This window comes from Cellulosimicrobium sp. Marseille-Q4280 (assembly GCF_943181405.1).
In the GTDB taxonomy this organism is placed as follows: Bacteria; Actinomycetota; Actinomycetes; order Actinomycetales; family Cellulomonadaceae; genus Cellulosimicrobium.
This window is the reverse complement of sequence record NZ_CALPBY010000001.1, coordinates 979,249-1,001,702: the sequence shown is the minus strand read 5'-3', so window position 1 is coordinate 1,001,702 and position 22,454 is coordinate 979,249. Positions and strand designations below refer to the sequence as shown.

The window sequence follows — 22,454 nt, the reverse complement described above, 5'->3', positions numbered from 1 at the left end:
TACAGTAGTCAGGTTGCCTCGGCGAGGGACGTCTGACGGCCGGCGAACGCGCACCACCCGCGAGGGGGGAGCGCGAACCGGAGAGTCAGCCAGACCTGTTGGATCTCCGTAATCGACTGGGCGGTCGTCCTTCGCGCGCCCGTCACGTGTCCCGCGCCGACGCAGCCGCCCGTCCGGGGGGCCCTCTCACCGTCCGGACAGCCGACCGCTCCCCACTGGTGGCCGGCCCGCAACGTTCTTCCAGGAGTGATCCACGTGTCCGAGATCAAGCTCGCCGCCGAGACCCGCACCGAGTTCGGCAAGGGCGCCGCCCGCCGCGTCCGCCGTGCCGGCAAGATCCCTGCCGTCCTCTACGGGCACGGCAGCGACCCGCTCCACGTGACCCTGCCGGGCCACGAGACGATGCTCGCGCTCAAGCACTCGAACGCTCTGTTCTCGATCGAGCTCGAGGGCAAGGCGCAGCTCGCCATCACCAAGGACGTCCAGCGCGACCCGGTCCGCAACGTCATCGAGCACGTCGACCTGCTCCTCGTGAAGAAGGGCGAGAAGGTCTCCGTCGACATCCCCGTCCACGTCACGGGCGAGTCGGCTCCCGGCACCATCCACCTCGTCGACCTGCAGGAGCTGTCGGTCGAGGCCGAGGCCACGCACATCCCCGAGTCGGTCGAGGTCTCGATCGAGGGCCTGGCCGCCGGCGAGACCGTCTTCGCGCGCGACGTGAAGCTGCCGAAGGGCACCACGCTCGTCTCGGAGGGCGACCTCGCCGTCGTCTACATCTCCGTGCCGCAGGACAACTCCGCAGACCTCGAGGCGTCCGAGGCCGAGGCCTCCGCCCAGGCCGCCGTGTCCGAGGCCGAGAGCCCCGAGTCCGAGTGACCTGAGCCGTCGAGGACCTCGACGGCCCTCGACGGCCCTCGACGGCACTCGACGGCGCGGCAGCCGCCGCACCTCTCGACGGACGCCCGGTACCGTGACGGTGCCGGGCGTTCGCGCGCCCGCGGACGACGCGCCGCCCACCCTGCACGAAGGACGAGGTGACATGACCGACCAGCCTTGGCTCGTCGTCGGGCTCGGCAACCCCGGGGACCGCTACGCGGCCAACCGGCACAACCTGGGCCACATGGTCCTCGACGTGCTCGCGGGGCGGGCGGGCGTCCGCCTCGCGCGGCACCCGCGCGCGCAGGCCGCCGTCGGCGAGGGCCGGATCGGCGTGCTCCCCGGCGGCCGACCCGGCCCGCGCGTCGTCCTCGCCAAGCCGTCGACGTACATGAACGTGTCGGGCGGGCCCGTGTCCGGCCTGGCGTCGTACTACGGCGTCGACCCGGACCACGTGCTCGTCGTGCACGACGAGGTCGACATCCCGTTCGGCGCCGTCAAGCTGAAGATCGGCGGCGGCGAGGGCGGGCACAACGGCCTCCGCGACATCACCAAGGCCCTCGGCACCAAGGACTACGTGCGCGTGCGCGGCGGTGTCGGTCGCCCGCCGGGACGCATGGACACCGCCGACTACGTGCTGAAGAACTTCTCCGGCTCGGAGGCGAAGGAGCTGCCCTTCCTGCTCGACGACGCCGCCGACGCGGTCGAGATGGTCCTCACGGAAGGTCTGCTCGCGGCGCAGGGAAAGTTCCACTCGAGGGTCTGACGGCTCCTCGCGTGCCCGTTTCACCCGGGTGATGTCCCGGTTCGCGCCCCTTGTCCCCGTGGGTCCGACCTAGGCTGGGTCGGTCCGAGCACGGCCAGCGCGGGGAGGTGCCATGACGGAGGGAGTCGCCCTCGCGCACGACTACGCGACCCAGCGTGGTGGCGCCGAACGGGTCGCGCTGCTGCTCGCCGACGCCTTCCCGGGCTCGCCGATGTACACGACGCTCTACGACCCGGACGGCACCTTCCCGGAGTTCGCCGACGTCGACCTGCGGCCTTCGGGCATCGACCGGCTCGGTCTGCTCCGCCGCAACCACCGCCTCGCCCTGCCGCTGCTCGCCGGCGCGGTCGACCGCCAGCGCGTCGTCGACGCGGACGTCCTCGTCGCGTCGTCGACCGGCTGGGCCCACGGCTACCGGGGGGCAGGGCGGACGGTCGTCTACTGCCACGCCCCCGCGCGGTGGCTCTACCAGCGCGACCGCTATCTCGGCCCCCAGGACGGAGCCCTCGCGCACCGTGCCCGGCGCCGTGCGGCCGCCGCGGCGCTCGGGATCCTCACGCCGCGGCTCCGCCGGTGGGACGCCGCGGCGGCGCGGCGTGCAGACGTCTACCTCGCGAACTCCACCGTGACGCAGCGCGCGGTCCGCGAGGCCTACGGCATCGAGGCCGAGGTCCTGCCGCCACCACCGGCGATGCTCCCCGCCGGTCCGGAGAGCCCGGCGCCCGGGGTCGAGCCCGGCTTCCTCCTGTGCGTCGCCAGGCTGCTGCCGTACAAGAACGTGGACGTCGTCGTCGAGGCGGCTCAGGCGACCGGTCGAGAGCTCGTGGTCGTCGGTGACGGGCCGGACCGCGCACGGCTGGAGACGCTCGCGGCCCGCTCCGCCTCGCGCCGCGGGGACGCCGCCGGACGCGTCCACCTGCTCGGCCGGGTCGACGACGCGACGCTTCGCTGGGCGTACCGGAACGCGTCCGCGCTCGTCGCGGCGTCGTACGAGGACTACGGGCTGTCACCGCTCGAGGCGGGCGCGTTCGGCCGCCCGAGCGTCGTGCTGCGTGACGGCGGCTACCTCGACACGGTGGCCGACGGGGTGAACGGAGTCTTCTTCGACGACCCGCGCCCCGACCTCGTGGCGGCAGCCGTCGAGACCGCGGCGGCTCGCCCGTGGGATGATGACGCCGTGACGGCGCACGTGGCGACCTTCGGCCGAGACCGTTTCGTCACGCGGCTCCGCGCGATCGTCGACCCTCGCACGCGCGGTGCCGGCACCGCGGACGGACCAGGCACGAGGAGGAGCGACCGATGACGATCCGGGAGTTCGTCCACACCGTCTGGGCCGGCAAGTACTACGTCCTCGCCGCGGTCCTCGTCGTGGTCGCCGGCGCGCTGTTCTACCTCGATCGTCAGGACACCCTGTACCGCGCCAGTGCGACCGTGCAGCTGTACGGCGTGCAGAGCGCGCAGGGTGGCGAGGAGCTCGTCGAGGTCACCGTCGCGACCGATCCCGACGACGTGACCTCGCCCGAGGTCGCCGAGGCGGCGGCGACCGCCCTCGGCGAGCCGACGTCGAGCGCCCCGGAGCTGGCCGCCCTGGTGACGGCGGAGGTCGACGGCGAGACGAGAGTCGTCGACATCGCCGCCACCACGCCCGACGAGGCGTGGTCCGTCGAGGTCGCGAACGCCTTCGCCGAGGCGTACGCGGCACAGCTCGTGACGATCCAGGCCGCGCAGGTCGAGGAGTTCCAGGCTCGGCGCGAAGCGCTCGCCGAGCAGCTCAAGGACGTCCGCCTGCGTCTCGGCCTCGACGAGGGCGACCCGCTCGCGCTCGCGGAGCAGGACATCATCGTCAACGACTACTCGGCACTGACGATCCAGAGCAACTCGCTGCGCGGCATCGCGGTGCCCGGGGAGGTCGTCTCGCCAGCCTCCGGCGCTGAGGCGCTCGGTCTCTCCCGTGCGACGGTCCTCGCGCTCGCGGTCCTCGTCGGCCTCGTCGCCGGGATCGGGCTCGCGTTCGCGCGGCGCGGCCTCGACGTCCGGGTGAGATCGGCGGCGGAGTCGACCCGGCTGACCGAGACGCCCGTCCTCGCCGAGCTCTTCGCGACGCGGCCTGCCGAGAAGGAGTTCGGGAGCACGCACGCGCTCCCCGTCGCGAGCAAGGTCGCGACGCCGTTCACCGAGTCGATCCGCGAGCTGCGGACCGCGATCCAGGTCTCCACGGCCGGCATGAAGCACGCCGTCGTCGTGGTCACGGCTGCCGACCCGTCGGCCCCGCGCTCCTTCATCACCGCCAACCTCGCGGCGTCCTTCGCGCTCAGCGGGCGGCGGACGATCGCGCTCTCCGGGGACCTGAGGCGTCCCCAGCTCGACCGGATGCTCCCTCCCCCGGAGTCGTGGCAGGGCGACGAGCAGACGTTGCGTCCCACGACGGTCCCGAACCTGCGCGTCATGCCGGTTCCCGAGGAGGAGATGGACCCCGCGGACTTCCTCGCGACCGCACGAGCACGGCAGCTGGTCGAGAGCCTGCGCGAGCACGCCGAGGTGGTGGTCATCGACTCGCCGCCCGTCCTCGCGGCCGCCGACGCGACGATCCTCGGTGGCTACTCGAACGGTGTCGTCCTCATCGCCGCCGCCGGACGGACGGACCGCGCCGTGCTGGTCGAGGCGACGGACCGCCTGCGGGCGAGCAACGTCCCGCTGCTGGGGATCGCCATCACGGGGGTCAAGGGCGACCGCCGCATGCTCTACGCCTCCACGTACGGTGACCCGACGGCCGAGGCGGTCGAGGACCACGGCTCCGTAGGACCTGGCGCGCACTCGGGCGCGGGCGGCCCGGTCGCCTCCGACGAGGACGTCTCGCGCGCGGTGAACGGCGACCAGGGTGCCGAGGAGCGGGCAGCGCCCGACCCGTCCTCGATCGCCGAGCAGGGCTCGGAGCATCGCCCGGTAGAGCCGGCGGACCCGGCCGAGAGCGCGACACGGCGGGCGAGCGTGGTCGCCGCGTCGGTCCCCGTCGAGCACGCCACCAGGGCGGGGCGGGCGGAGCCCTCGATGAGCGGCGCCGCCCGCGGCCCGGCGGCCGGGCGCCGCACCGTCCTCGCCCCGACGTGGAGCAAGGTCGAGCCGGCGATGCCCGAGGAGACCGAGGAGGGCGAGACCCAGAAGGTCGTGCGCAAGCGGCCCTTCCGGTGGTGAGCGCGGCGCACGACCGCCCGCTGCGGGTCCTCGTCCTGGACCACACGGCCGAGCTCGGCGGTGCGGAGCTCGCCCTGGTCCGTGCGTGCGAGGCGCTCGGGGACGACGTCGAGGTCCGCGCGCTCCTCTTCGCCGACGGCGAGCTGCGCGGTCGGCTCGAGGAGGTCGGTGTGCAGGTGGAGATCGTCCCGCTGAGCGGTTCCGTGGTGGGCGCCGACCGCGCCCGCGCCGCTCGCCTCTCGCCCTGGACCGTGGTCGCCGCGCTGCGGACCGTCCCGTTCCTGTGGCACCTGGCACGACGGGTCCGCGCGCTCCGTCCCGACGTCGTGCACTCGACGTCGCTCAAGGCGGACCTGCTCGCGCTCGTGCCCGCCCGGGCGGCGCGTCGCCCGCTCGTCTGGCACGTCCACGACCGCATCGCCACGGACTACCTGCCCAGCCCGCTGGTCCACCTCGTCAGGGGCCTGTCCCGCGTCCCTTCGGCCGTCGTCGTGAACTCGCGCGCGACCGCCGCGACCCTGCCGGTCCCCACGGCCGTCGCCTACCCCGGGTTCGCACCCGACCAGGCCGCGGCCCTCGGGACGTCGGGCGAGCCGCAGCCCGGTGCCGGACCGGTCGTCGTCCTCGTCGGCCGCCTGAGCGCGACCAAGGGGCAGCTCGAGACCGTCCGTGCGCTGCGTGCGCTCGTCGACGACGTGGCGGGGGTCCGGCTGCGGCTGGTCGGCGAGCCGGCGTTCGGCGCGGAGAGCTATGCCGCCCAGGTGCGGGACGAGGTGAGGGCGCTGGGCCTCGAGGACCGGGTCGAGCTGGTCGGTTTCGTCCCGGACACGCGCGCCGAGCTCGACCGTGCCACCGTCTGCGTGCACGCCTCGCCGGTGCCCGAGCCCTTCGGCCAGGTCGTCGTCGAGGCCATGGTGCGCGGGGTGCCCGTCGTGGCGACCCGCGCCGGTGGCGTCGAGGAGATCCTTCTCGACGACGTGCAGGACCCGGAGCAGCTCGGCCTCCTCGTCCCGCCCGGCGACGTGCCGGCGCTGGCTGCGGCGCTCCGGGAGGTCCTCACGGATCCCGAGGCGGCGCGCGAGCGCGCCGAGCGGGCCCGGACGTCCGCCCTCCGCAGGTTCCCGGCGGCGCGCACCGCCGAGGTGCTCACACAGGTCTGGAACGACGTGTCCGGTCGACGGCCGCACGCATGAGCACCGCCTGACCCCGCCACGTCGGCACGGAGGGAGGCTCGCCGCCGAGCGGACCGGCCACCGGGAGGCTCGCCGACCCGAGCGCGTCGACCACCGCGTCCGGGAAGCGTGCCCGATCGGCGACGTGGACCCCCTGCTCGTCACGGAACCCGGCGACAGGGGTCGTGACGACGGGACGGCCGACCGCGCGGTACTCGTAGAGCTTGATCGGGTCGAGGCTCTCCGTGAAGTCGTCCACGACGTGCGGCACGAGCAGCACGTCGGCATGGCGCAGGTAGGCGGGGACGGTCGACCAGGGCCGTGGCCCCAGGAGCGCGACGCCCTCGCCCTCGAGCGCCTCGAGGCCGTCGCGCGGGACGTCCACGACCGGCCCCACGAGGACGACACGGGCCCGACCGCGCAGCGCCCGCGTCGTGGCGGCGAGGAGGGGCACGTCGAACCGGTCCGGATGGACCGTCCCGACGTACACCGCGACAGGACCGTCCGGCAGGTCGGCAGGGCGAGCGTGCGCTGCGCGGTACCGCTCGAGGTCGACGCCGTTCGTCACGAGCGTCACCGGGCGCTCCGCACCCTTGCGCCGAACGAGGTCCGCGGAGCACACCGTCACCTCCGCACAGCGGTCGAGCAGCGTGCGCTCGTCGGCGACCAGGCGGTCGTGCTCGGCCGGGGTGCGGTCGGCGGAGAGCCAGTCGTCGGTCACGTCGTAGAGGGCCGGCCACCCCGTGCGGCGCACGACGGACGCACCGGACGGGTCGTTGACCCACAGCACCGGTCGGCGCAGTCCTGCGCGCGCGACCGTGCGCACGACGCCCCGGGCGAGCCGGAGGTCGGCACGCGGGTCGACGCGTCGTGGGAGCCACTTGGTCGGCTGGTGCAGGAGCAGCTGGCCCGGCCGGACGCCGTCCACCGGCGGAGCCGGACGGAGGCCGCGGCCGAGCCGGGGGAGGGCTCGGCGGCTGACCTGGTGCAGAGGGTCGGCCGCCGGCTCGACGAACAGCACGCGCAGCGTCGGGTCTGCACGGCAGAGCTCCGCGACGAGGTACTGGTTGCGTCGCCAGACGTCGTCCCAGCCCTCGAGGGAGAGCACCACGAGGGAGGGTCCGCCGCTCACGCGAGCACCTGCTCGTAGACGGCCTGCGTCCCGGCGACCTGCGCGGCGGGCGTGTAGTGCTCGCGCTGGACCGCCAGGGCCACCGCTGCGGCGGCGTCGCGCCGGTCCGGGTCGCCCGCGAGCACCGCGAGGCTGCGCCCCGCTGCCCGGGCGTCCGACGGCGCGTAGAGCGCGAGAGGGTCCACGCCGGCGAGGGTCTCGAGGTGCCCGCCCGCCGCCGCCGCGACGACGGGGAGGCCGCTCGCCATGGCCTCGAGGACGCTGAGCCCGAGTCCCTCCACCGGACAGGGCGCGACGAGGACCGCGGCACGGGCCATGAGAGCCTCGACGTCGTCGCGGGCACCGAGGAACCGCGTCCGCGCCGAGATCCCGAGCCGGTCTGCCTGCGCCGCCAGCTCCCCCCGCAGCGCGCCGTCGCCCGCGACCTCGAGGCTCCAGCCCTGCTCGGCGAGCCCCGACGCGGCGAACGCGTCGAGCGCGAGGTCCGTGCGCTTCTCCCGCTCGAGCCGTTGCACGACGAGGACGACGCGCTCGCGCTCCCGGGCCGCGGGGCCGTCGGGCCGGGGGTCGACGCCCGGGAGGACCACGGTGCTCGGTCCGTCCACGTGCTCGGCGACGTAGCGGCTGATCGCGACCTGCGCACGGACGGCCGACGCGGCGACGGCGGCGACGGCCGCGCCGCGGGCACCGCTCCCGCGGCGTCGCGCGAAGTGGCGGGTCGTCACGACGGGCGGGAACCCGCGCGTCGTGACGTCCGCGACCGCTGCCGCGACCTCGGCCGCCGTCATGTGGACGTGGACCACGTCCGCCGCGGGGCCGTGGCGCCGCAGGAGCGCCAGGACGTCACCGGTCGTCGCGGCCGGGCGCAGCGGCACGGACGGGTCGCCCACCGTCGCGCGCATCCCGGGCGGGTCCCCGCCGAGGACGGCGACGGCGTGCCCGGCGGCGGACTGGGCGCGCGCGAGGCGGGCCACGTGCCGCTCGACGCCGGCGAAACCGTCGGAGCGGACCGCGTGCAGGATCCTCACGACAGCTCCTTCGCGAGCGCGACGTACCGGCGGGCGACCGCGTCCCAGTCGTGCCGCTCGGCGCTCTGCCGAGCGTGCCGGGAGACCTCGTCGCGACCGGTGTCGTCGAGCGCGACGAGGGCGAGGAGACCGCGTCGGACTCCTGCGGCCGAGCGGTCGACGAGCCACCCGTTCCGCCCGTCCTCGACGACGTCGGGGGCGTACCCGACCGGGGTGGCGACGACGGGCACGCCGCACGCGAGCGCCTCGAGCACGACGAGCGCGTTCGCCTCGTAGGCGCTCGGCAGCGCGAGTGCGTCCGCGGTGTGCAGCCAGGGCAGGGGGTCCGGCACGCGACCCGCGAGGTGGACGCGGTCGGACGTCCCGAGGCGCTCGACGTGGGCACGGACGCCGGCCAGCATGTCCGGGGTGCCCCCGACGACGCTCACGTGCACGCCGGGGACGGTCGCCGCGGCGTCGAGGAGCAGCCCGAGCCCCTTGCGGTCGAACTCGTGGCCGACGAACACGACGTGCGTCGCGTCGTCGGGCACCCCGGCGGCGGACCGGGCGGCGACGCGCTCGGCCGCGGACGGGGGAGCGAAGCGCGCGACGTCGACGCCGTTGCCGATGACGACCGCGGGGACCCGGAGGCCGGGATAGGTGCCGCGCAGCGCCTCCCGTTCGGACCGCGTGAGGTTGACGACCACCCGGTGCGTCCGCCCCCGGTACCGCACGGCGTCGCGCGCCGCCGTGAAGAGGTGCAGCGGGTTGCGGGCCATGCGCCACGCGTACCCGCCCCGGGCGCGCATCGCGACGCGCAGGATCCCGTGGTTGACGTAGACATCGCCCGCGAGGACGTCGTTGTGGCAGATCGAGACCGCGTCGGGCCGGGTCGCGAGGAACCGCCGCGCCAGAGCGGTCCCGACGGTCGAGAACCACACGACGCGCGCGAGGAGGGAGAGCCGGCCGCGCAGTCCCTCGCCGGGCTCGGGCAGCCACGTCCCGTGCGCCTCCGCCATCGTGAACCGCTCGGTGGTCACGCCGGCGCGGACGAACGACTCCTCGAGGTGGTGCGCGACGCCGCCGACCCCGCTGCCCGGCGCGATCTCGGGCGCGATCTGCACGATCCTCATCGGGCGGTCATCTCCTGCACGGATCGCAGCTCCTCGAGCGGTAGGTCGCGGCCGGTCGCGTCCCGGGCGCGCTGCCGGGACTCGGCATAGGACTCGGCGCCGAGGCACACCCCGACGATCACGAAGGGCACGGTCACCTGGACCGACACCCAGAACAGGTCGAACTGCCCCTGGACGAAGCGCATCATGAGCATGGAGAAGGCGAGCGTCCCGAACCGCGGGTTGATGCGCCAGAGCACGACCATGCCGCCGACGAAGAGCACGAGGAACCCGACCAGCCCGACGATCCCCGCCGAGGTGAGCACCTCGAGCTCCACGTTGGGCGGCTGGAAGACGAACTCGGTGACGCCCGCAGTCCACCACCGCAGGCCCATCCCGACCCAGGGGCTGCGCTGCCACACGTCGATCGAGTCGGCGTACCAGGTGAGCCGCTGGTTGGCGGAGTTGAACTCGTTGTCGGACGACAGCTGCTCCTGGACCGCGAGCACGACGAAGTAGATCGCCGGGATCGCGGCGAGGAGGATGACCTTGGACCGCTTGCGGTCGGGGTCCCCGCGCAGCGTGATGAGCATGATGCCGATCGCGAGGCCGATGAGCGCCTGGCGTGCCTGGGCGGCGAGCACGCCGACGGAGCACAGCCAGAAGGAGGCGAGCGCGAACCAGCGGGGCCAGCCGACCCACCAGGGGCGCGCGTACGCCGTCAGCGCGGCGAACGCGAGGACGCAGCCGATGAAGTTCTTGTGCATCGCGATCGGGAAGTCGACGTACACGGGTCCCGTGTTCCCGGCCGCGAGCTGCTGCAGCGCGACGATGCAGGTCTGCGCGGCGATGGCCAGGCAGGGGACGAGGAAGAGCGTGAGTCCGAGCCGGGCGCGGCCCGAGCGGCCCACCGCCCAGCCGAGCACGAGCGCGCCGGCCACGGACAGCCACGCGTGGAACCACTCCACGACGTTCGCGCTGAACGGGTTGACGATCACCGTGAACAGCGTCGCCACCTGGTAGACGAGAGACAGCCACAGCATCGCCCGCATGGGTCTCGAGAAGGGGCGCGGCGAGAAGAACAACGCGAACCAGAACGCACCGAACAGTGCGAAGTCGCTGAGCGAGAGGTCGACGCCCCCGCCCCCGACACGCTGCACGACGACCAGGGCCGGCATCGCGAGGATGGGCAGGGCGACCGGCTCGTACGCCGTGAGACCGACGACCAGGACGAGCAGGGCCGCGCCGAACGCCGCCGTCTGGAACTCGGGGACCACGAACCCCAGGACGCCGAGCAGCGCCACGACCACCGCACCACCGGCGACCCAGGCGACGGCGCCGCCCACCCGGGCCCGGAGCGCGCCCGGCACGTCCGGTGCCCGGTAGAGGACCGGCCGGCGCCACGGCAGACGCAGGCTGGGCGGCATCACAGTGCGGCCTCCGCACGGACCGGTCCGTGCACGTACAGCCGCAGTCGCCGTCGAGCGCTCTCCCGGTCCTGCCCGCGCAGGACGAGCGTGCGGCCCGCAGCGCCCAGGACGGCACCGGCGCGGGCCGCCTCCCACCCGAGCGCGCCGTGGTGCTTGCGCAGGTAGCGCTCCTGGGACGCGTGGAAGTGGGTGTCGCGGCGTGCCGGGTCGCTGCTCGTCGCGCCGCCGAGGTGCAGCGCCCTGGCGTCAGGCACCTCGACGTGCCGCCAGCCCCGCCGTACGGCGCGGTAGGCCCAGTCGGTCTCCTCGGCGTAGAGGAAGAAGCGCTCGTCGAACCCGCCCACGTCCTCGACGGCGCGGGCGTTCAGCAGGAGCACCGAGCCGATGACGAAGGAACGCCCCGGAGGTGTCCGCCGCAACCGCGCGAGACCCACGGCCTCGATCCACGTCGCCGCAGGGGACGGGAACGGCCAGACGACGCGCGCCGGCGTGCCGTCGTCGTCGACCTGCTCCGGGCCGACGCTCGCGACGCCGGGCCGCGCGTGCAGGGCGCGGTGCAGCGTCTCGACGTCCTCGGGGGTCACGACGGCGTCCGGGTTGAGGAGGAGCACGTCGGCGCCGGGGACCTGGCGGTGGGCGAGGGCGTGGTTCACGCCTGCCGCGAAGCCTCCGTTGCGCCCCGGGTCGAGGTACCGGCCGCCGGCGAGCTCGGTGATCTCGCGGATCGCGGGCAGCGACGAGTTGTCGACGACCGTGATCGGGTACTTCCCGGCCAGGGGCGCGAGCGCGTCGCGCACCATCGCCGGCGCGCCGTAGGCGACGACGACGACCTCAGGGGGCGTCGCGGGCAGGTCGAGGGCCGGGGACGCACCGTGCGCGGGCGACGGGCGCGCACCGCGACCGCCCGCGGCCGTGCCGTACAGCTCGAGGTACTGCGCCGCGACCTCCGTCCACGAGCACTCCGCGGCCCGTCGCGACCCCGCGGCGCGCAGCTCGTCCGCGAGCCCCACCTCGTCGCGCACCCGAGCGATCGCGGCGCGCAGGGCTGCCGGGTCGTCGGGCGGGACGAGGAGCCCCGCGCCGCCGACGACGTCGGGCAGGGCGCCGGTGCTCGTCGCGACGACGGGCACGCCGCACGCCATCGCCTCGACCGCGACGCGCCCGAACTGCTCGACCCAGCCCGGCGTCTCGCGAGAGGGCACGGCGAGCACGTCGAGCGAGCGGTAGAACGCGGCGAGGTCGCCGCCGTCGAGCGGGCCGAGGAACCGGACCCGGTCGGCGAGGGGACGTGCGGCGGTCTCGAGCGCGGCGCGCTGCGGGCCGTCGCCCGCGAGCACGAGCTCCGTCCCCGCGTCGCCGGAGACCGCGTCGAGCAGCGTGTCCACGCCCTTGTGCGGCGCCAGGCGCCCGGCGTACCCGACGCACAGGCGGCGCGCAACGCCGGCGCCTGCGGCGTGGTGCGCTGCCGGTGGGCCGGCCGGCCCACCGGCGCGACCACGGGGCGGGGCGAAGGCCTCGAGGTCGACCCCGAGCGGGATCACCGCGACCCTGCCGCGCGCCCCCTTGTCCCGCACGATGCGGGCGGCCTCCTCGTTGCACACCGACACCCCGGCCGCACCACGCAGGGCGCGTGCCTCGAACCATCGGAACGGCCACGGGTACCGCTTGCGCAGGTTCTGGGCCGAGTAGAGGACGTAGGGCGGTGCGGAGCGGCGGGTGAGGAGCCCTCGCAGGCGCGCCAGGGCGAGGATCTCGGCCGTGGCGAGGGCGAACGGCTCCTCGTGCAGGTCGAGGACGTCCCAGTCCTCGCCGAGCGCGCGCCACAGCGGGCGCGGGTCGTAGACGAAGAGCGCCGGGTGCGAGCCGAACGTGCGCACCCCGCGCACCGGCTCACCCGGGCGGGGGACCAGACGGACCGAGGCGCCCCCCTCGTCCCACGCACGCGCCGACAGGAGCCGGACGTCGACGCCGAGGGCGCGCAGCTCCCGCTCGCGCTCGCGCCACGCGTCGACCACGGCGCTGTGCGAGACGCGGAGGATCCTCATGTGGGAGATTGTCCCCCAGCGGTCGGCGGATCCGGCGAGATCCCGCCGATTTCACCCCGCCCGGTCCCCGGCCGGGCGACGTCGACGAGAGGCCCCGATGAGCGTGGACGAAGGGCGCAGCCCGGCGGAGGACGCCGACGACCCTCCGCGGGTGTCCGTCGTCGTCGCCACCAACCGAGGCGGGCCGTTCCTCGCCGAGGCCCTCGCTTCGGTCGTCGCCCAGACACTGCCCCCCGCCGAGCTCGTGGTCGTGGACGACGGGTCGCCCGATCCTGACGCGCTGCGGACGATCACCGACGCGTTCCCGGTCGCCCGGGTCGTGCGCACGCAGCCGTCGGGTGTCTCTGCCGCGCGCAACCGGGGGGTCCTCGAGACGACGGGCGAGCTCGTCGCGTTCCTCGACGACGACGACCGCTGGCACCCCGACCGGCTGCGCCGCCACGTCGAGGTCATGGCGCCCCGCCCCGACGTCGTCGTCAGCTACTGCGGGATGCGGACGATCGACGCCGCCGGCGACGTCGTCGTCGAGGCGGACCAGCGTGCGGCGGCGGACCGCCGCGACGTGATCCGCGGGCCGGGGGTCATGCTGCCGAACCTCGTGATCCGGCGCGAGACGTTCGACGCGATCGGCGGGTTCGACCCCGCGTACCGCCAGGGAGAGGACCTCGACCTCGTGCTCGACGCCGCGGCGCACGGTCCGTTCGCGTTCGTCGACGAGGCACTCGTCGACTACCGCTACCACCCGTCCAACACCACGCGCTCGTACCGCGACCTCGCCACCGCGATCCGCACGATCCTGCGCGTGCACCGCGCCGCCGCCCTCGACGAGGGGCGCGCCGACCTGGTCGGGGCGTATGACGACCGCCTGCGTGCGAACGACCGGTTCGCGTGGTGGAGCGCCGGTCGCGCGGCCCGGACCGCGCTGCGGGAGCGGCGGGTCGGTGCGGCGCTCGCGGACGGGACGTGGGCGCTGCGGTTCGCCCCGACCGCACCCGTCACCCGGCTGCGCCCCGTGCGACCCGCCGACGGAGGCTCCTGACGGCGCGCAGCGCCCTCAGTACCAGTCCGCCGGTGCCGTGGAGCGGAGCTCGCCCCATCGCTCCTCGAGGACGGCCCCGACGCGCGCCGAACCTGCGCCGAACCCCTCGCGGCGCGCCTGGTGGAGCGTCGCGACCAGCACCCGGGCCGCGAGGAGCGAGAGGCGCCCCGAGGCGCTCGCGTCGAACCGGGACCCGGCCGCCTGGAAGAGGCGGTGCATCTCGCCGTCGAGCCCTCCGTCCAGGTAGGTCTGCAGGACGGGACCTCGCGCGTTCCCGACGATCCCCAGCGGGAAGTAGAAGAACGGGTCGTCGCGGACGGTGACCAGGTCGATCGGGACGGGTGTCCGCCGGGAGACGACGATCAGGTTCTTGACGTTCGCATCGGTGCCCGACGGGACGAGGGGCCACGACGCGGCCGCGTGCCGCAGCGCCGGCGGGTCGACGTAGGCGCGCATGGCCGGCGGGAGGGCCGAGTGCTCGACGAGCGCGAGGGCGTCGCCCAGGCGGTCCGCGCTGGAACCGCCGCCCTCGGCGCGCACGAGCGCGGTGTAGCTGCCGAGCAGCACCTTGACCGCGGCGACCTGCTCCGTGGCCGACAGCTCGAGGAAGTGCACCCCGTCGACGAACTCCTCGACGACCATGCCGTCGTGGACCTCGAACGCCGGCATGGGGACGTGCGCCCCGTAGCGGCTGCGGAGGGCGACGTAGTCGCTGCCGACGCCGGTGCCGCCGCCGACCCGCGCCACGCGGCCCCCCGAGGGGTCGAGCAGGACGAGCCCGCCGTCGTGCGTCGACGTGGCGATCGAGTAGCCGGTAGGCCCGCCGCGGCCGACCAGCCAGACCGGCGGTGCCGCGACGCGGACCGTCCTCGCCAGACGGGCGACCATCCTCGTCACGCCCGGCGCTGGCCTCGGACCGTGCTGGGGCGGTCGGGTCCGGCGCAGGTGCTCGGGCACCGGCTGCCGCCAGCGTCTCCAGGTGCGACCGTCGTCCGCCACGTAGACACCGCGTCGGAGCAGCGGCGCGTACGGCAGCACCGCCCGGCGGGAGGTGGCCTTGGCCGCGGCGAGCCGGCGCACCCCACGGGCGACGGACCAGGAACGGGCGACGGCGACCTTCGCCCCTGCCAGCACCGCGGAGCCGTTCGCCGCGCGGACCGCTCGCAGGGTCATGCGCGTCCCGCGCCCCGGGAGGGCGGGTCGACCGGTCCGGCCGACCGTGCGCGACGCCTGGCCCACAGTGTGTAGCGCCAGAGAACAGCGCCCTTCGTCCCGCGGGCCGACCGGTAGGCGCGCCGCGCCAGCGCGGACACGCGGGTGCGGGGCGCGGTGCCGACCCGGACGGTGCGGTAGCGCAGGCGGTGTGACCGCTGCTCGCGGTCCGACCCGTCCAGGAGGACGTCCAGCGGCATGCCGGTGTAGGGCAGCCACCGCTTCTCGTAGGACATGTCGCCCACGGGGCGGTCGACGGCGAGCTCCGGTGGTACTCCCACGAAGTTCGCGCTCCGAGCGAACGGAGGTGGGTCGCCCGCGTACCGGTGCAGGAACTCGAAGTCGACGACCCGGAGGCCGAGCCTGCGGTCGACGACGAAGTTCTGAGGCTTGGCGTCCACGAGGTCGTAGCCGAGCTCGTGGAACCGACGCAGGACCGCGACCATCTCCCGCAGGACCCCGAGCGGAACGAGCCGTGGTCCACGGGAAGTGTCGAGCGGTCCGAGGACGTCGTCGAAGAACGGGCACGTGAACCAGTTCGCCCCCGAGTCGAGGACCGGCGGCACGGCGTCCACGAGTCCGGACAGCTCGCGCATCGCCCAGAGCTCACGGTCCTTGAAACGGAGGAACCCCCGCGCGAACGTCTTGCGGACGACAGGACCGTCCGGGCCCTCGACGACCTCGACGCGGGCGCGCCGTCCACGGCTCAGCGTGCGCAGCACCGGGAGCTCGCCACGCAGCTCGCCGCGCCGCTCGCCGACGTCGGCGCGGATCGCCGCCACGGACCCGGGGGCGGCGATCTCGAGGTACTCCCAGGCCTCCTGCTCGTTGTCGGAGGAGTGGATCGGGTTGAACGCGGCACCGGCGTGGGTGGCAGCCTCGACCGCGTCCCGCACCCTCCGCTTCGCGACGACGACCTCCGCGTTCGTCAGGTGCGGGTAGCGCGACAGGAGGTCCGGGTGCGGTTCCTCGGGGTCGTGGTGCAGCGCCGCGACGACGACTCTCGGGTCTCCGCCGCTGACGGGGAACGGACCCTTGCCCCAGTTGCCTCCGCGAAGGCTCTGAGCGGTGCGGGAACGCGCCGCGTCGTCCAGCTCGACCGTCGCCACGACGTCGAACCCGACGTGCTCGAGCTCGTCCAGCACCTCGGGGAGCGTGAGCGTGGCGAGCGTCCGTTCCCGGACGAGGAAGACCGTGAGCTCCGACTCCTCGGCCTGCATCTCCTGGGTCTCCCCGAGCGCCGCCCTGATCCACCGGTTCGACGGCGCGAAGCGACGCAGGGCGTCGAGCGGTGGGCGCCACCCCACTGCCACCAGATAGGCGTCGACGTCCTCGAGCGTCCGCAGCGGCGGTGCGCCCTGGAGCGTGGTCAGCCGTGCGAGGGCGGTCGGGTAGTCGTGCTCGGGCTCCTGGTCCGCCGGTCCCAGCAGACCGGACGGGAACCCCGACGTCGGCCCCTTGTGGTACACCGCGTGGTACGCGAGCGAGCGCAGGTGGTCCTCCGGCGCCGGCGTGAGGAACCCGCTGGGATGCACCACCGCACGGTCGAGGAGCCCCGTCGCCAGCTGCGGCGGGTAGTAGGCAGCACCCAGGTAGTCGGAGTGGTCCAGGCCGGATGCGCTGTACAGGTCGACGGGGCAGGTCCCGGGCTCCGACTCGACGAGCGCTCGGAACGCGTCCGCGTCGTCGTCGGCCACGAGGACGTCCAGGTCCTCGCCGGGAGCGATCTCGGGAAGGGACTCGAACCATCTCAGCACCGCGTAGCGCAGTCCTGCCTCCTTGAGGCGCGCCGCCAGGCCGGCCGCCCCCCACACGGGGGAGAAGTACGTCCGCGGTGCGGGCTCGCCGTGCTGAGGCACCTCGTAGAGGTCGAGACGGACGCCCTCGCACGTGGCTCGACCCCGTGGTCGGAGCCGGCCGATCGTCCGCGCCGAGAGCGCTGCGGCGCGTCGCTCGAGGTCGAGCGGGCCCGAGCCCGCCTCGACGGCGAGCAGCCGCACGTGGTGGAGGTCGCGGTGGGCCCACAGGACACGGGTCCAGGGCCCGCGGAGGACGAGCACGTCGGTGCTGTTGCGGATCGCCTGGTCGGGCGTCGTCAGGGGATGGACGCGGTGCGCGAGGTCGTCGCCGACGTCGGACCGGACCGCGTCGAGCAGGTGCGGCGGGACCAGTCCGAGATAGTGCGTGGCGAGCCCCGACCGTTCGAGGGCACGCGCGAGCACCCCGTCCGTGGCCCCGATCTCGAGGACACGTGCACCGGGTGGCACGACAGTCGCGAGATCCACACGGCGACCCTATGGCAACGGAAACTGTGCACGGGCCGCTCGTCGCGAATTCACCCGGGCGACATCCGGGTGTGGCACGGGCCGGCGCCGGGCGCCGGGGGATCGTGGGGGAGCCACGGCTATGCTCGGCGTGTCGTGGACGACCCGCGATCCCCGGACGAGGAGAGACGCATGGAGGACGCTCCCCGTCGGGTTGAGGACCTGCCGAGAGTCACGGTCATCATCCCGGTCTACAACGACGTCGAGCGCCTGAGGCTCTGTCTCGACGCGATCGCGGAGCAGGACTACCCGGCCGACCGGTTCGATGTCGTCGTGGTCGACAACGCGTCGACCACCGACCTGCGGCCGGCGCTCCCCGACGACGACCGGTTCGTCATGGTCGGCGAGACGCGGAGGGGTTCCTACGCGGCCCGCAACGCCGGGCTCGAGGTTGCGACCGGCGAGGTGCTCGCGTTCACCGACGCCGACTGCCGGCCGTGGCGCGACTGGCTGAGCACGGCGGTCGCGACGCTCCGGGGCCTCGACGCACCGGACGCCGTGGGAGGCCAGATCCGGCTCGTGTTCCGGGACGGCCCCGAACCCGTCACCGGACCGGAGCTGTACGAGTCGGTGCACGGGTTCGACCAGGAGCGCTTCGTGACGACGTTCCACTTCGCCGCGACGGCGAACCTCGTCGCGACGGCCGACGCGGTACGGGGCGTCGGCGGGTTCGACGCCGCGCTCCAGTCGGGCGGCGACGACGACTTCGGACATCGGCTCCGAGCGGGCGGTCGCCGCCTCGTCTACGCCGCCGGCGCCGTCGTCGACCACCCGTCGCGGCCGACCTGGTCGGAGCTCACCACCAAGTCGGTCCGCATCGCGAAGGGCATGGCGGACCTCACGGAGTCGGGACCGCCGCGGGACGCGGCACGGGCCTCGGTGCGTGAGCTGCGCGCGGGGACGACCGTCTGGTTGAGCATCTGGACCAAGCCGTGGCCCACGACGCCGCGCGGCAAGGCCGGGTATGCGGCGGCCATGAGCTGGGTCGCGGCCATCCGGCTGGCGACCTGGACACCACGTCTCGTCCGCCGGGCGCTGCGCCGCGGCCGCCCGACCTGACACCTCGCTCAGGCGAGGTCGGGCGCGAGCGGGACCTGCGGCGTGCGGGGGTCGGGGACGACGCGTCGGCCACGGGAGAACCCGAGCCGCCAGACGACGTCGGCGAGGTCCGACGGGTTGCCGAGGCGGGCAGCCTTGCGCACGGCGCGCCGGACCACCGACGACGCACGCGGTGGCGAACCACCCTGGGAGTCGTCGCGGAGCTCGCCCGCGCTCGGACGGTCGCCGTCGTCCGGGGCGCGGCGGGCGAGCGCCTGCGCCACGACCGCGTAGCGGTGCTCGAGCCAGCGCGAGCCCGCGCCGTAGGCGACGGCCTGCGCGTAGACGGCGCGGACGCCCTCCCTGGGGCGCACGGCGAGCACGAGGGTCGGGTCGAACGCCAGGCGGTGCCCGGCGAGCTGCAGACGCAGGCAGAGGTCGTCGTCCTCGCGCGTCGAGATGCTCTCGTCGAAGCCCCCGACGGCACGGAACGTCGCGGCGCGCACACCGAGGTTGCCCGCGCCCGCCGTGACGAACCCCGGCAGCCAGGGGATGCTGGTCAGGCCGTGCTCCTGCGGCGACCAGGACACGGCGACGCTGTGTCGTGACGTCGTCACCGTCGTGAACCGCCCCGCGACGACGTCGTGCTCGTCCAGCGCGCGGCGCATCCCGGAGACCCACCCGGGACCGACGCGGTCGTCGGCGTCGCAGAACGCGAGGCGCGGAGAGCGGGCGACCGCCGCGCCGGCGTTCCGTGCCGCCCCGGGGCCACGGACCGCGGAGGCGTCGACGAGGTGCAGCTCCGGCATCCGGCGCCGCCAGCGCGTCACGAGGGCCTGCGTGCCGTCCGTCGACCCGTTGTCGCAGACCAGCACCTCCCACGGGTGCTCGGGCCGTTGCGCGAGCAGGGCACCGAGCTGCACCTCGATCGTCCGTGCTGCGTCGAAGGCCGGGACGACCACGGAGAGCTCGGGGAGGCCGTCGGTCACGGTCGCACCATCCGCTGACGCGCGAGGCTCGTCACCCGGCGGTACCGGCCGACGAGCTCACCGGCCGTGAGCTCCCGGAAGCCCGCGGCGCGGGTGCGGGACAGGAGCCGGTCCAGGACCGCCGCGCGGTCGAACGCCGGGAGCCTCTCGCCGGGCCGGATCGTCTCGGGGTCCGCCCGCGTGTCGTGGAGCAGCAGGATCCCGCCCGGGAACACGGCGTCCACCGCGCGGTCCGCGACGGCCTCGGCGTCGTCGTCGAGCCAGTCGACCGCGTCGCCCGACCACAGGACGAGGTCGAGCCCGAGGCGCCGGAAGCCGACCGCCTGACGCAGCGTGTGGGCACCGTACGGCGGCCGGAAGAGGCGCACGGGCCGTCCCGCCACGTCCTCCACGAGGCGTTTCGCGGCACGGACCGTCGCGACCGCCTCGGCGTCCGAGAGGGTGAGGAGCGAGCGGTGGTCCGTGCCGTGCAGCGCGAGCTCGTGCCCCTCGGCCACGATGCGCGCGACGACGTCGGGGTGGCGCCGGACCGCGTCCGCGAGGACGAAGAAGGTCGCGTGCGCGTCCCAGTGCCGGAGCACGTCGAGGATCGGCGGGGTCTGCTCGGGGTCGGGGCCGTCGTCGTACGTGATGGCGTGCACGCGATCGGTCGTGTCGACGCAGAAGGTCCCGAGAGCGCCGGTCACGAGCCGGGGCACGAGGCCGCGGCCCACGGACACCCGGTGGAAGCGCCCCGCGGACCCGCCGGCGCGCTCGACGTCGCGGTGCCGGACGAGGAGCGGCCGCGCGGGCCTGCCGTTCATCGCGGCTCCTCGTCGCTCGGCGGCGTGCCCGCCGGCCGGCGGAGCCGGCGGAGGGAGTCGCGCGCGGCGGCGAGCCGCGGGAGCGAGCGGACGAGCGTGCGGTTCGCCGCCCCACGAGGGGCGAGCAGCAGGCCGACGAGCGAGCGTCGCTGAGGGTACAGCGCCGAGCTCTCGACGTTCTTGGGGTGCATGCACTGGTCGAAGAACTCGACGCGCGGTGCCTGGGCGAGGACGAAGTCGACCTCGGCCGCGCGGCCGACGACGCCCGGGCTCCACCGGGCGTAGCGCTCGTCGTAGGTGTCCATGACGCCGAAGACACCCCCTCCGCACACGAGCTTGACGGACATGTACAGCGTGACGTCCCCGGCCCGGAGGCTGAAGACCCGGAGGAGCCCTCGGGCGCGGAAGCCGTCCGCGACCTCGGTGAACCACTCGGCGGCGTTCGGGGTCACCCGGAGCGCGCCGCCCCGCGCCGTCGTGCCCTTCCACCCCGCGGCCTCGAGGTCGAGGAAGTCCTCGAACGCCTGGGGGTCGTCGCCGCGGGCCTCGCTGACGAGCGGCGCGCCGATCTCGCGCTCGAGCGCTCGCTCGAACCGCCCGATCTTCTTGCGCCGTCCCGGGCTGAGACCGTCGCGCCAGGTTCCCGGCGCGGGGACCGGTCGCATGCACGCGCGCTCGAACCGGTACCGCTCGATCACGGGGGTGCCCGTGGCGCGCGCCGCGTCGTACAAGGCGTCGTGCAGGGCCCCGGTACCCGGGAAGAGGGTGAGCTCGAGCAGGCCGGGCAGCCCTGCGCCGCGCCCGGCGAGGTGGTCGAGCATCGTCGTCAGGATCTCGGCGGTCCCGTCCCCGTCGACCAGCGGGGCGCACAGCGGTGCGCGCCGGGCGAGGAACGGACCGGCCGTGGTCGCGAACGGGACCGGCAGGCCCTGGAAGCGTCGCTCGACGCTCAGCGGGAGGAGGGCGAGCATCCGGTCGGCTTCCTCGACGACGACCAGAAGAATCCCCTCCGTGTCCGGGAACCAGCGGTCGGCCGTCAGGAGGAACGACGGGTCGAGGAACGGGTTCGGCTCCACGGCTCGTGCCGCGAGGTCCATCCAGCGCGACGCGTCCTCAGCCGTCACGTCCCGGAGCCGCAGCGTGCGCGTGCGTCGCGTCATGGTCGTCGAGCTCCCGTCGCGCGCCGGGGCGAGGCGGACAGCGCGGCGTCGAGCGCCTCGCTGGCACGCGTCCAGCTGCACTCGACGGCCCGACGCCTCCCGGCGGCCTGGGTGCGCGCCAGGAGGGCCTCGTCGTCGGCGAGCGCCGTGATGACCGCTGCGAGGGAGGCGACGTCCCCGGGGGGCACGAGGAGCCCGGCGTCGCCGACCGCCTCCGGCAGACCTCCGATCTCGGACGCGACGACCGCGGCGCCCGCGGCCATGCCCTCGAGTGCGGTGAGACCGAACGGCTCGGGCCACACGGACGGCACGACCAGGACGTCGGTGCGCCGCAGGATCTCGGGCAGGTCGGGCCGGGGGACGAACGAGGCGAACTCGACGGTCGCGCGCGTCGTCGCCGCGGTCCGGCGCAGGCCTTCCTCGTACGCGGAGAGGGGGGCGTCCGCGGCGAACCCCGGTCGACCGACCACCGTGACGTGGAGGTCGGGCCGGTCGAGCGCCCGGACGGCGTCGAGCAGGACGTCCACGCCCTTCTCCCGGATGACCCGGCCCACGAAGGTGATCCTCGTCGCCGTCTCGCGAGGCGCGCGAGGGCCGGCGAACTGCTCGGCGTCGACGCCGTTCGGTACGGCACGGACCAGGGCGCTCAGCTCCGGCGGGAGCATCCGTGCGGTCTCGTCCGCCAGGAACTCGCTCACGCAGACCACGGCGGCCGCCGGGCGCAGGACGCGTGCGGCCTCGCGCCGGCCGTAGGTGCGCAGCAGCTGGTTGTGGGCGTAGAGCACCGGTGCGTGCCTCGCGGCGACGAGAGGCACGGCCTGCGGTGCGTTGTGGGCGAGGACCACCGAGTCGGGCCACTCGTCCTGGTCCCGGAGAGCCGCCGCGAGGCGCCGTCGTGCCCCTGGCCTCGGGGAACCCAGCGCGGCCGCGACGAGGTCCAGGTACCGGTCGCTCCGGCGCTGCGGGGACTCGGCGTACTCGACGACGTCGGCGCTCGGGTAACGGGTCTCGTAGGTCCCGTGCGCCACGAGGACCGTCGAGCGGGGCGTCCTCCTCGCGGAGGCGAGCCCGTGGACGACCGTCGGGACGGCGCTCCCCGTGAGAGGTGAGAAGTGGTCGCCCGGCGTGATGAGGTGGACGTGGCGGCTCGACATCGC

Annotated in this window: 18 protein-coding genes; 7 read left to right on the top strand and 11 right to left on the bottom strand. The window is 74.7% G+C overall.

Annotated elements, in window-relative coordinates:
* Positions 1-255: 255 nt before the first annotated feature.
* From NFS20_RS04350 to NFS20_RS04330, 5 genes are all read left to right on the top strand, one after another.
* A complete protein-coding gene (locus tag NFS20_RS04350; protein WP_251150487.1) occupies positions 256-876 on the top strand; it encodes a 50S ribosomal protein L25/general stress protein Ctc in 621 nt (206 codons plus the stop codon).
* Between the two features lie 163 nt (positions 877-1,039).
* A complete protein-coding gene (gene pth / locus NFS20_RS04345) occupies positions 1,040-1,642 on the top strand; it encodes an aminoacyl-tRNA hydrolase (protein WP_251150486.1) in 603 nt (200 codons plus the stop codon).
* 112 nt (positions 1,643-1,754) lie between these two features.
* The gene (locus NFS20_RS04340; RefSeq protein WP_251150485.1) at positions 1,755-2,945 is read left to right on the top strand and encodes a glycosyltransferase; all 1,191 of its coding nucleotides are present in this window, start codon (positions 1,755-1,757) and stop codon (positions 2,943-2,945) included.
* Complete coding sequence (locus tag NFS20_RS04335) at positions 2,942-4,834, top strand: polysaccharide biosynthesis tyrosine autokinase (RefSeq protein ID WP_251150484.1); 1,893 nt, start codon at positions 2,942-2,944, stop codon at positions 4,832-4,834. Before NFS20_RS04340 ends, NFS20_RS04335 begins: the two co-directional genes overlap by 4 nt.
* Positions 4,831-6,027 (top strand): glycosyltransferase, encoded by a 1,197-nt coding sequence (locus NFS20_RS04330; RefSeq protein WP_251150483.1) that lies wholly within the window; start codon positions 4,831-4,833, stop codon positions 6,025-6,027. The genes NFS20_RS04335 and NFS20_RS04330 overlap by 4 nt, the downstream gene beginning before the upstream one ends.
* Here the strand turns inward: NFS20_RS04330 and NFS20_RS04325 are convergent.
* The 5 genes from NFS20_RS04325 to NFS20_RS04305 are packed head-to-tail and all read right to left on the bottom strand — an operon-like array spanning position 5,981 to position 12,732.
* Entirely contained in the window at positions 5,981-7,138 is a 1,158-nt protein-coding gene (locus tag NFS20_RS04325) for a glycosyltransferase (RefSeq protein WP_251150482.1), read from the bottom strand. The genes NFS20_RS04330 and NFS20_RS04325 overlap by 47 nt on opposite strands.
* Positions 7,135-8,166 carry a glycosyltransferase family 4 protein gene (locus NFS20_RS04320; RefSeq protein ID WP_251150481.1) on the bottom strand — a complete coding sequence of 344 codons (1,032 nt, stop codon included), beginning with the start codon at positions 8,164-8,166 and terminating at the stop codon, positions 7,135-7,137. Before NFS20_RS04320 ends, NFS20_RS04325 begins: the two co-directional genes overlap by 4 nt.
* Positions 8,163-9,278, bottom strand: a complete 1,116-nt coding sequence (locus NFS20_RS04315; protein ID WP_251150480.1) for a glycosyltransferase family 4 protein — start codon at positions 9,276-9,278, stop codon at positions 8,163-8,165. Before NFS20_RS04315 ends, NFS20_RS04320 begins: the two co-directional genes overlap by 4 nt.
* Complete coding sequence (locus NFS20_RS04310) at positions 9,275-10,684, bottom strand: O-antigen ligase family protein (RefSeq protein ID WP_251150479.1); 1,410 nt, start codon at positions 10,682-10,684, stop codon at positions 9,275-9,277. Before NFS20_RS04310 ends, NFS20_RS04315 begins: the two co-directional genes overlap by 4 nt.
* Entirely contained in the window at positions 10,684-12,732 is a 2,049-nt protein-coding gene (locus NFS20_RS04305; RefSeq protein WP_251150478.1) for a glycosyltransferase, read from the bottom strand. Before NFS20_RS04305 ends, NFS20_RS04310 begins: the two co-directional genes overlap by 1 nt.
* 97 nt (positions 12,733-12,829) lie before the next feature.
* Here NFS20_RS04305 and NFS20_RS04300 point away from each other — a divergent pair, with 97 nt between their 5' ends.
* Positions 12,830-13,771, top strand: coding sequence for a glycosyltransferase family 2 protein (locus tag NFS20_RS04300; protein WP_251150477.1), 942 nt, complete (start codon positions 12,830-12,832; stop codon positions 13,769-13,771).
* Between the two features lie 15 nt (positions 13,772-13,786).
* Here NFS20_RS04300 and NFS20_RS04295 read toward each other — a convergent pair whose 3' ends face one another.
* Complete coding sequence (locus tag NFS20_RS04295) at positions 13,787-14,944, bottom strand: hypothetical protein (RefSeq protein ID WP_251150476.1); 1,158 nt, start codon at positions 14,942-14,944, stop codon at positions 13,787-13,789.
* The gene (locus tag NFS20_RS04290; RefSeq protein ID WP_251150475.1) at positions 14,941-17,268 is read right to left on the bottom strand and encodes a hypothetical protein; all 2,328 of its coding nucleotides are present in this window, start codon (positions 17,266-17,268) and stop codon (positions 14,941-14,943) included. Before NFS20_RS04290 ends, NFS20_RS04295 begins: the two co-directional genes overlap by 4 nt.
* Positions 17,269-17,439: 171 nt before the next feature.
* Between NFS20_RS04290 and NFS20_RS04285 the strand changes: the two genes are divergently transcribed.
* Positions 17,440-18,366 (top strand): glycosyltransferase family 2 protein, encoded by a 927-nt coding sequence (locus NFS20_RS04285; protein ID WP_251150474.1) that lies wholly within the window; start codon positions 17,440-17,442, stop codon positions 18,364-18,366.
* A gap of 8 nt (positions 18,367-18,374) precedes the next feature.
* On the opposite strand, the gene NFS20_RS04280 is transcribed toward NFS20_RS04285, so the two are convergent.
* From NFS20_RS04280 to NFS20_RS04265, 4 genes are read right to left on the bottom strand one after another with little or no spacing between them, the layout of a single operon-like run.
* Complete coding sequence (locus NFS20_RS04280; RefSeq protein ID WP_251150473.1) at positions 18,375-19,334, bottom strand: glycosyltransferase family 2 protein; 960 nt, start codon at positions 19,332-19,334, stop codon at positions 18,375-18,377.
* Positions 19,331-20,137, bottom strand: coding sequence for a polysaccharide deacetylase family protein (locus NFS20_RS04275; RefSeq protein ID WP_251150472.1), 807 nt, complete (start codon positions 20,135-20,137; stop codon positions 19,331-19,333). The genes NFS20_RS04280 and NFS20_RS04275 overlap by 4 nt, the downstream gene beginning before the upstream one ends.
* Complete coding sequence (locus NFS20_RS04270; RefSeq protein WP_251150471.1) at positions 20,134-21,297, bottom strand: GNAT family N-acetyltransferase; 1,164 nt, start codon at positions 21,295-21,297, stop codon at positions 20,134-20,136. Before NFS20_RS04270 ends, NFS20_RS04275 begins: the two co-directional genes overlap by 4 nt.
* Positions 21,294-22,451, bottom strand: a complete 1,158-nt coding sequence (locus tag NFS20_RS04265) for a glycosyltransferase family 4 protein (protein ID WP_251150470.1) — start codon at positions 22,449-22,451, stop codon at positions 21,294-21,296. The genes NFS20_RS04270 and NFS20_RS04265 overlap by 4 nt, the downstream gene beginning before the upstream one ends.
* Positions 22,452-22,454 lie beyond the last annotated feature (3 nt).

Bases quoted from the DNA above. Each gene is read 5' to 3' on its own strand.
- pth (WP_251150486.1), top strand. From the start codon at position 1,040: ATGACCGACCAGCCTTGGCTCGTCGTCGGGCTCGGCAACCCCGGGGAC.
- NFS20_RS04340 (WP_251150485.1), top strand. From the start codon at position 1,755: ATGACGGAGGGAGTCGCCCTCGCGCACGACTACGCGACCCAGCGTGGT.
- NFS20_RS04335 (WP_251150484.1), top strand. From the start codon at position 2,942: ATGACGATCCGGGAGTTCGTCCACACCGTCTGGGCCGGCAAGTACTAC.
- NFS20_RS04315 (WP_251150480.1), bottom strand. From the start codon at position 9,278: ATGAGGATCGTGCAGATCGCGCCCGAGATCGCGCCGGGCAGCGGGGTC.
- NFS20_RS04310 (WP_251150479.1), bottom strand. From the start codon at position 10,684: ATGCCGCCCAGCCTGCGTCTGCCGTGGCGCCGGCCGGTCCTCTACCGG.
- NFS20_RS04305 (WP_251150478.1), bottom strand. From the start codon at position 12,732: ATGAGGATCCTCCGCGTCTCGCACAGCGCCGTGGTCGACGCGTGGCGC.
- NFS20_RS04300 (WP_251150477.1), top strand. From the start codon at position 12,830: ATGAGCGTGGACGAAGGGCGCAGCCCGGCGGAGGACGCCGACGACCCT.
- NFS20_RS04295 (WP_251150476.1), bottom strand. From the start codon at position 14,944: ATGACCCTGCGAGCGGTCCGCGCGGCGAACGGCTCCGCGGTGCTGGCA.
- NFS20_RS04285 (WP_251150474.1), top strand. From the start codon at position 17,440: ATGGAGGACGCTCCCCGTCGGGTTGAGGACCTGCCGAGAGTCACGGTC.
- NFS20_RS04275 (WP_251150472.1), bottom strand. From the start codon at position 20,137: ATGAACGGCAGGCCCGCGCGGCCGCTCCTCGTCCGGCACCGCGACGTC.
- NFS20_RS04270 (WP_251150471.1), bottom strand. From the start codon at position 21,297: ATGACGCGACGCACGCGCACGCTGCGGCTCCGGGACGTGACGGCTGAG.
- NFS20_RS04265 (WP_251150470.1), bottom strand. From the start codon at position 22,451: ATGTCGAGCCGCCACGTCCACCTCATCACGCCGGGCGACCACTTCTCA.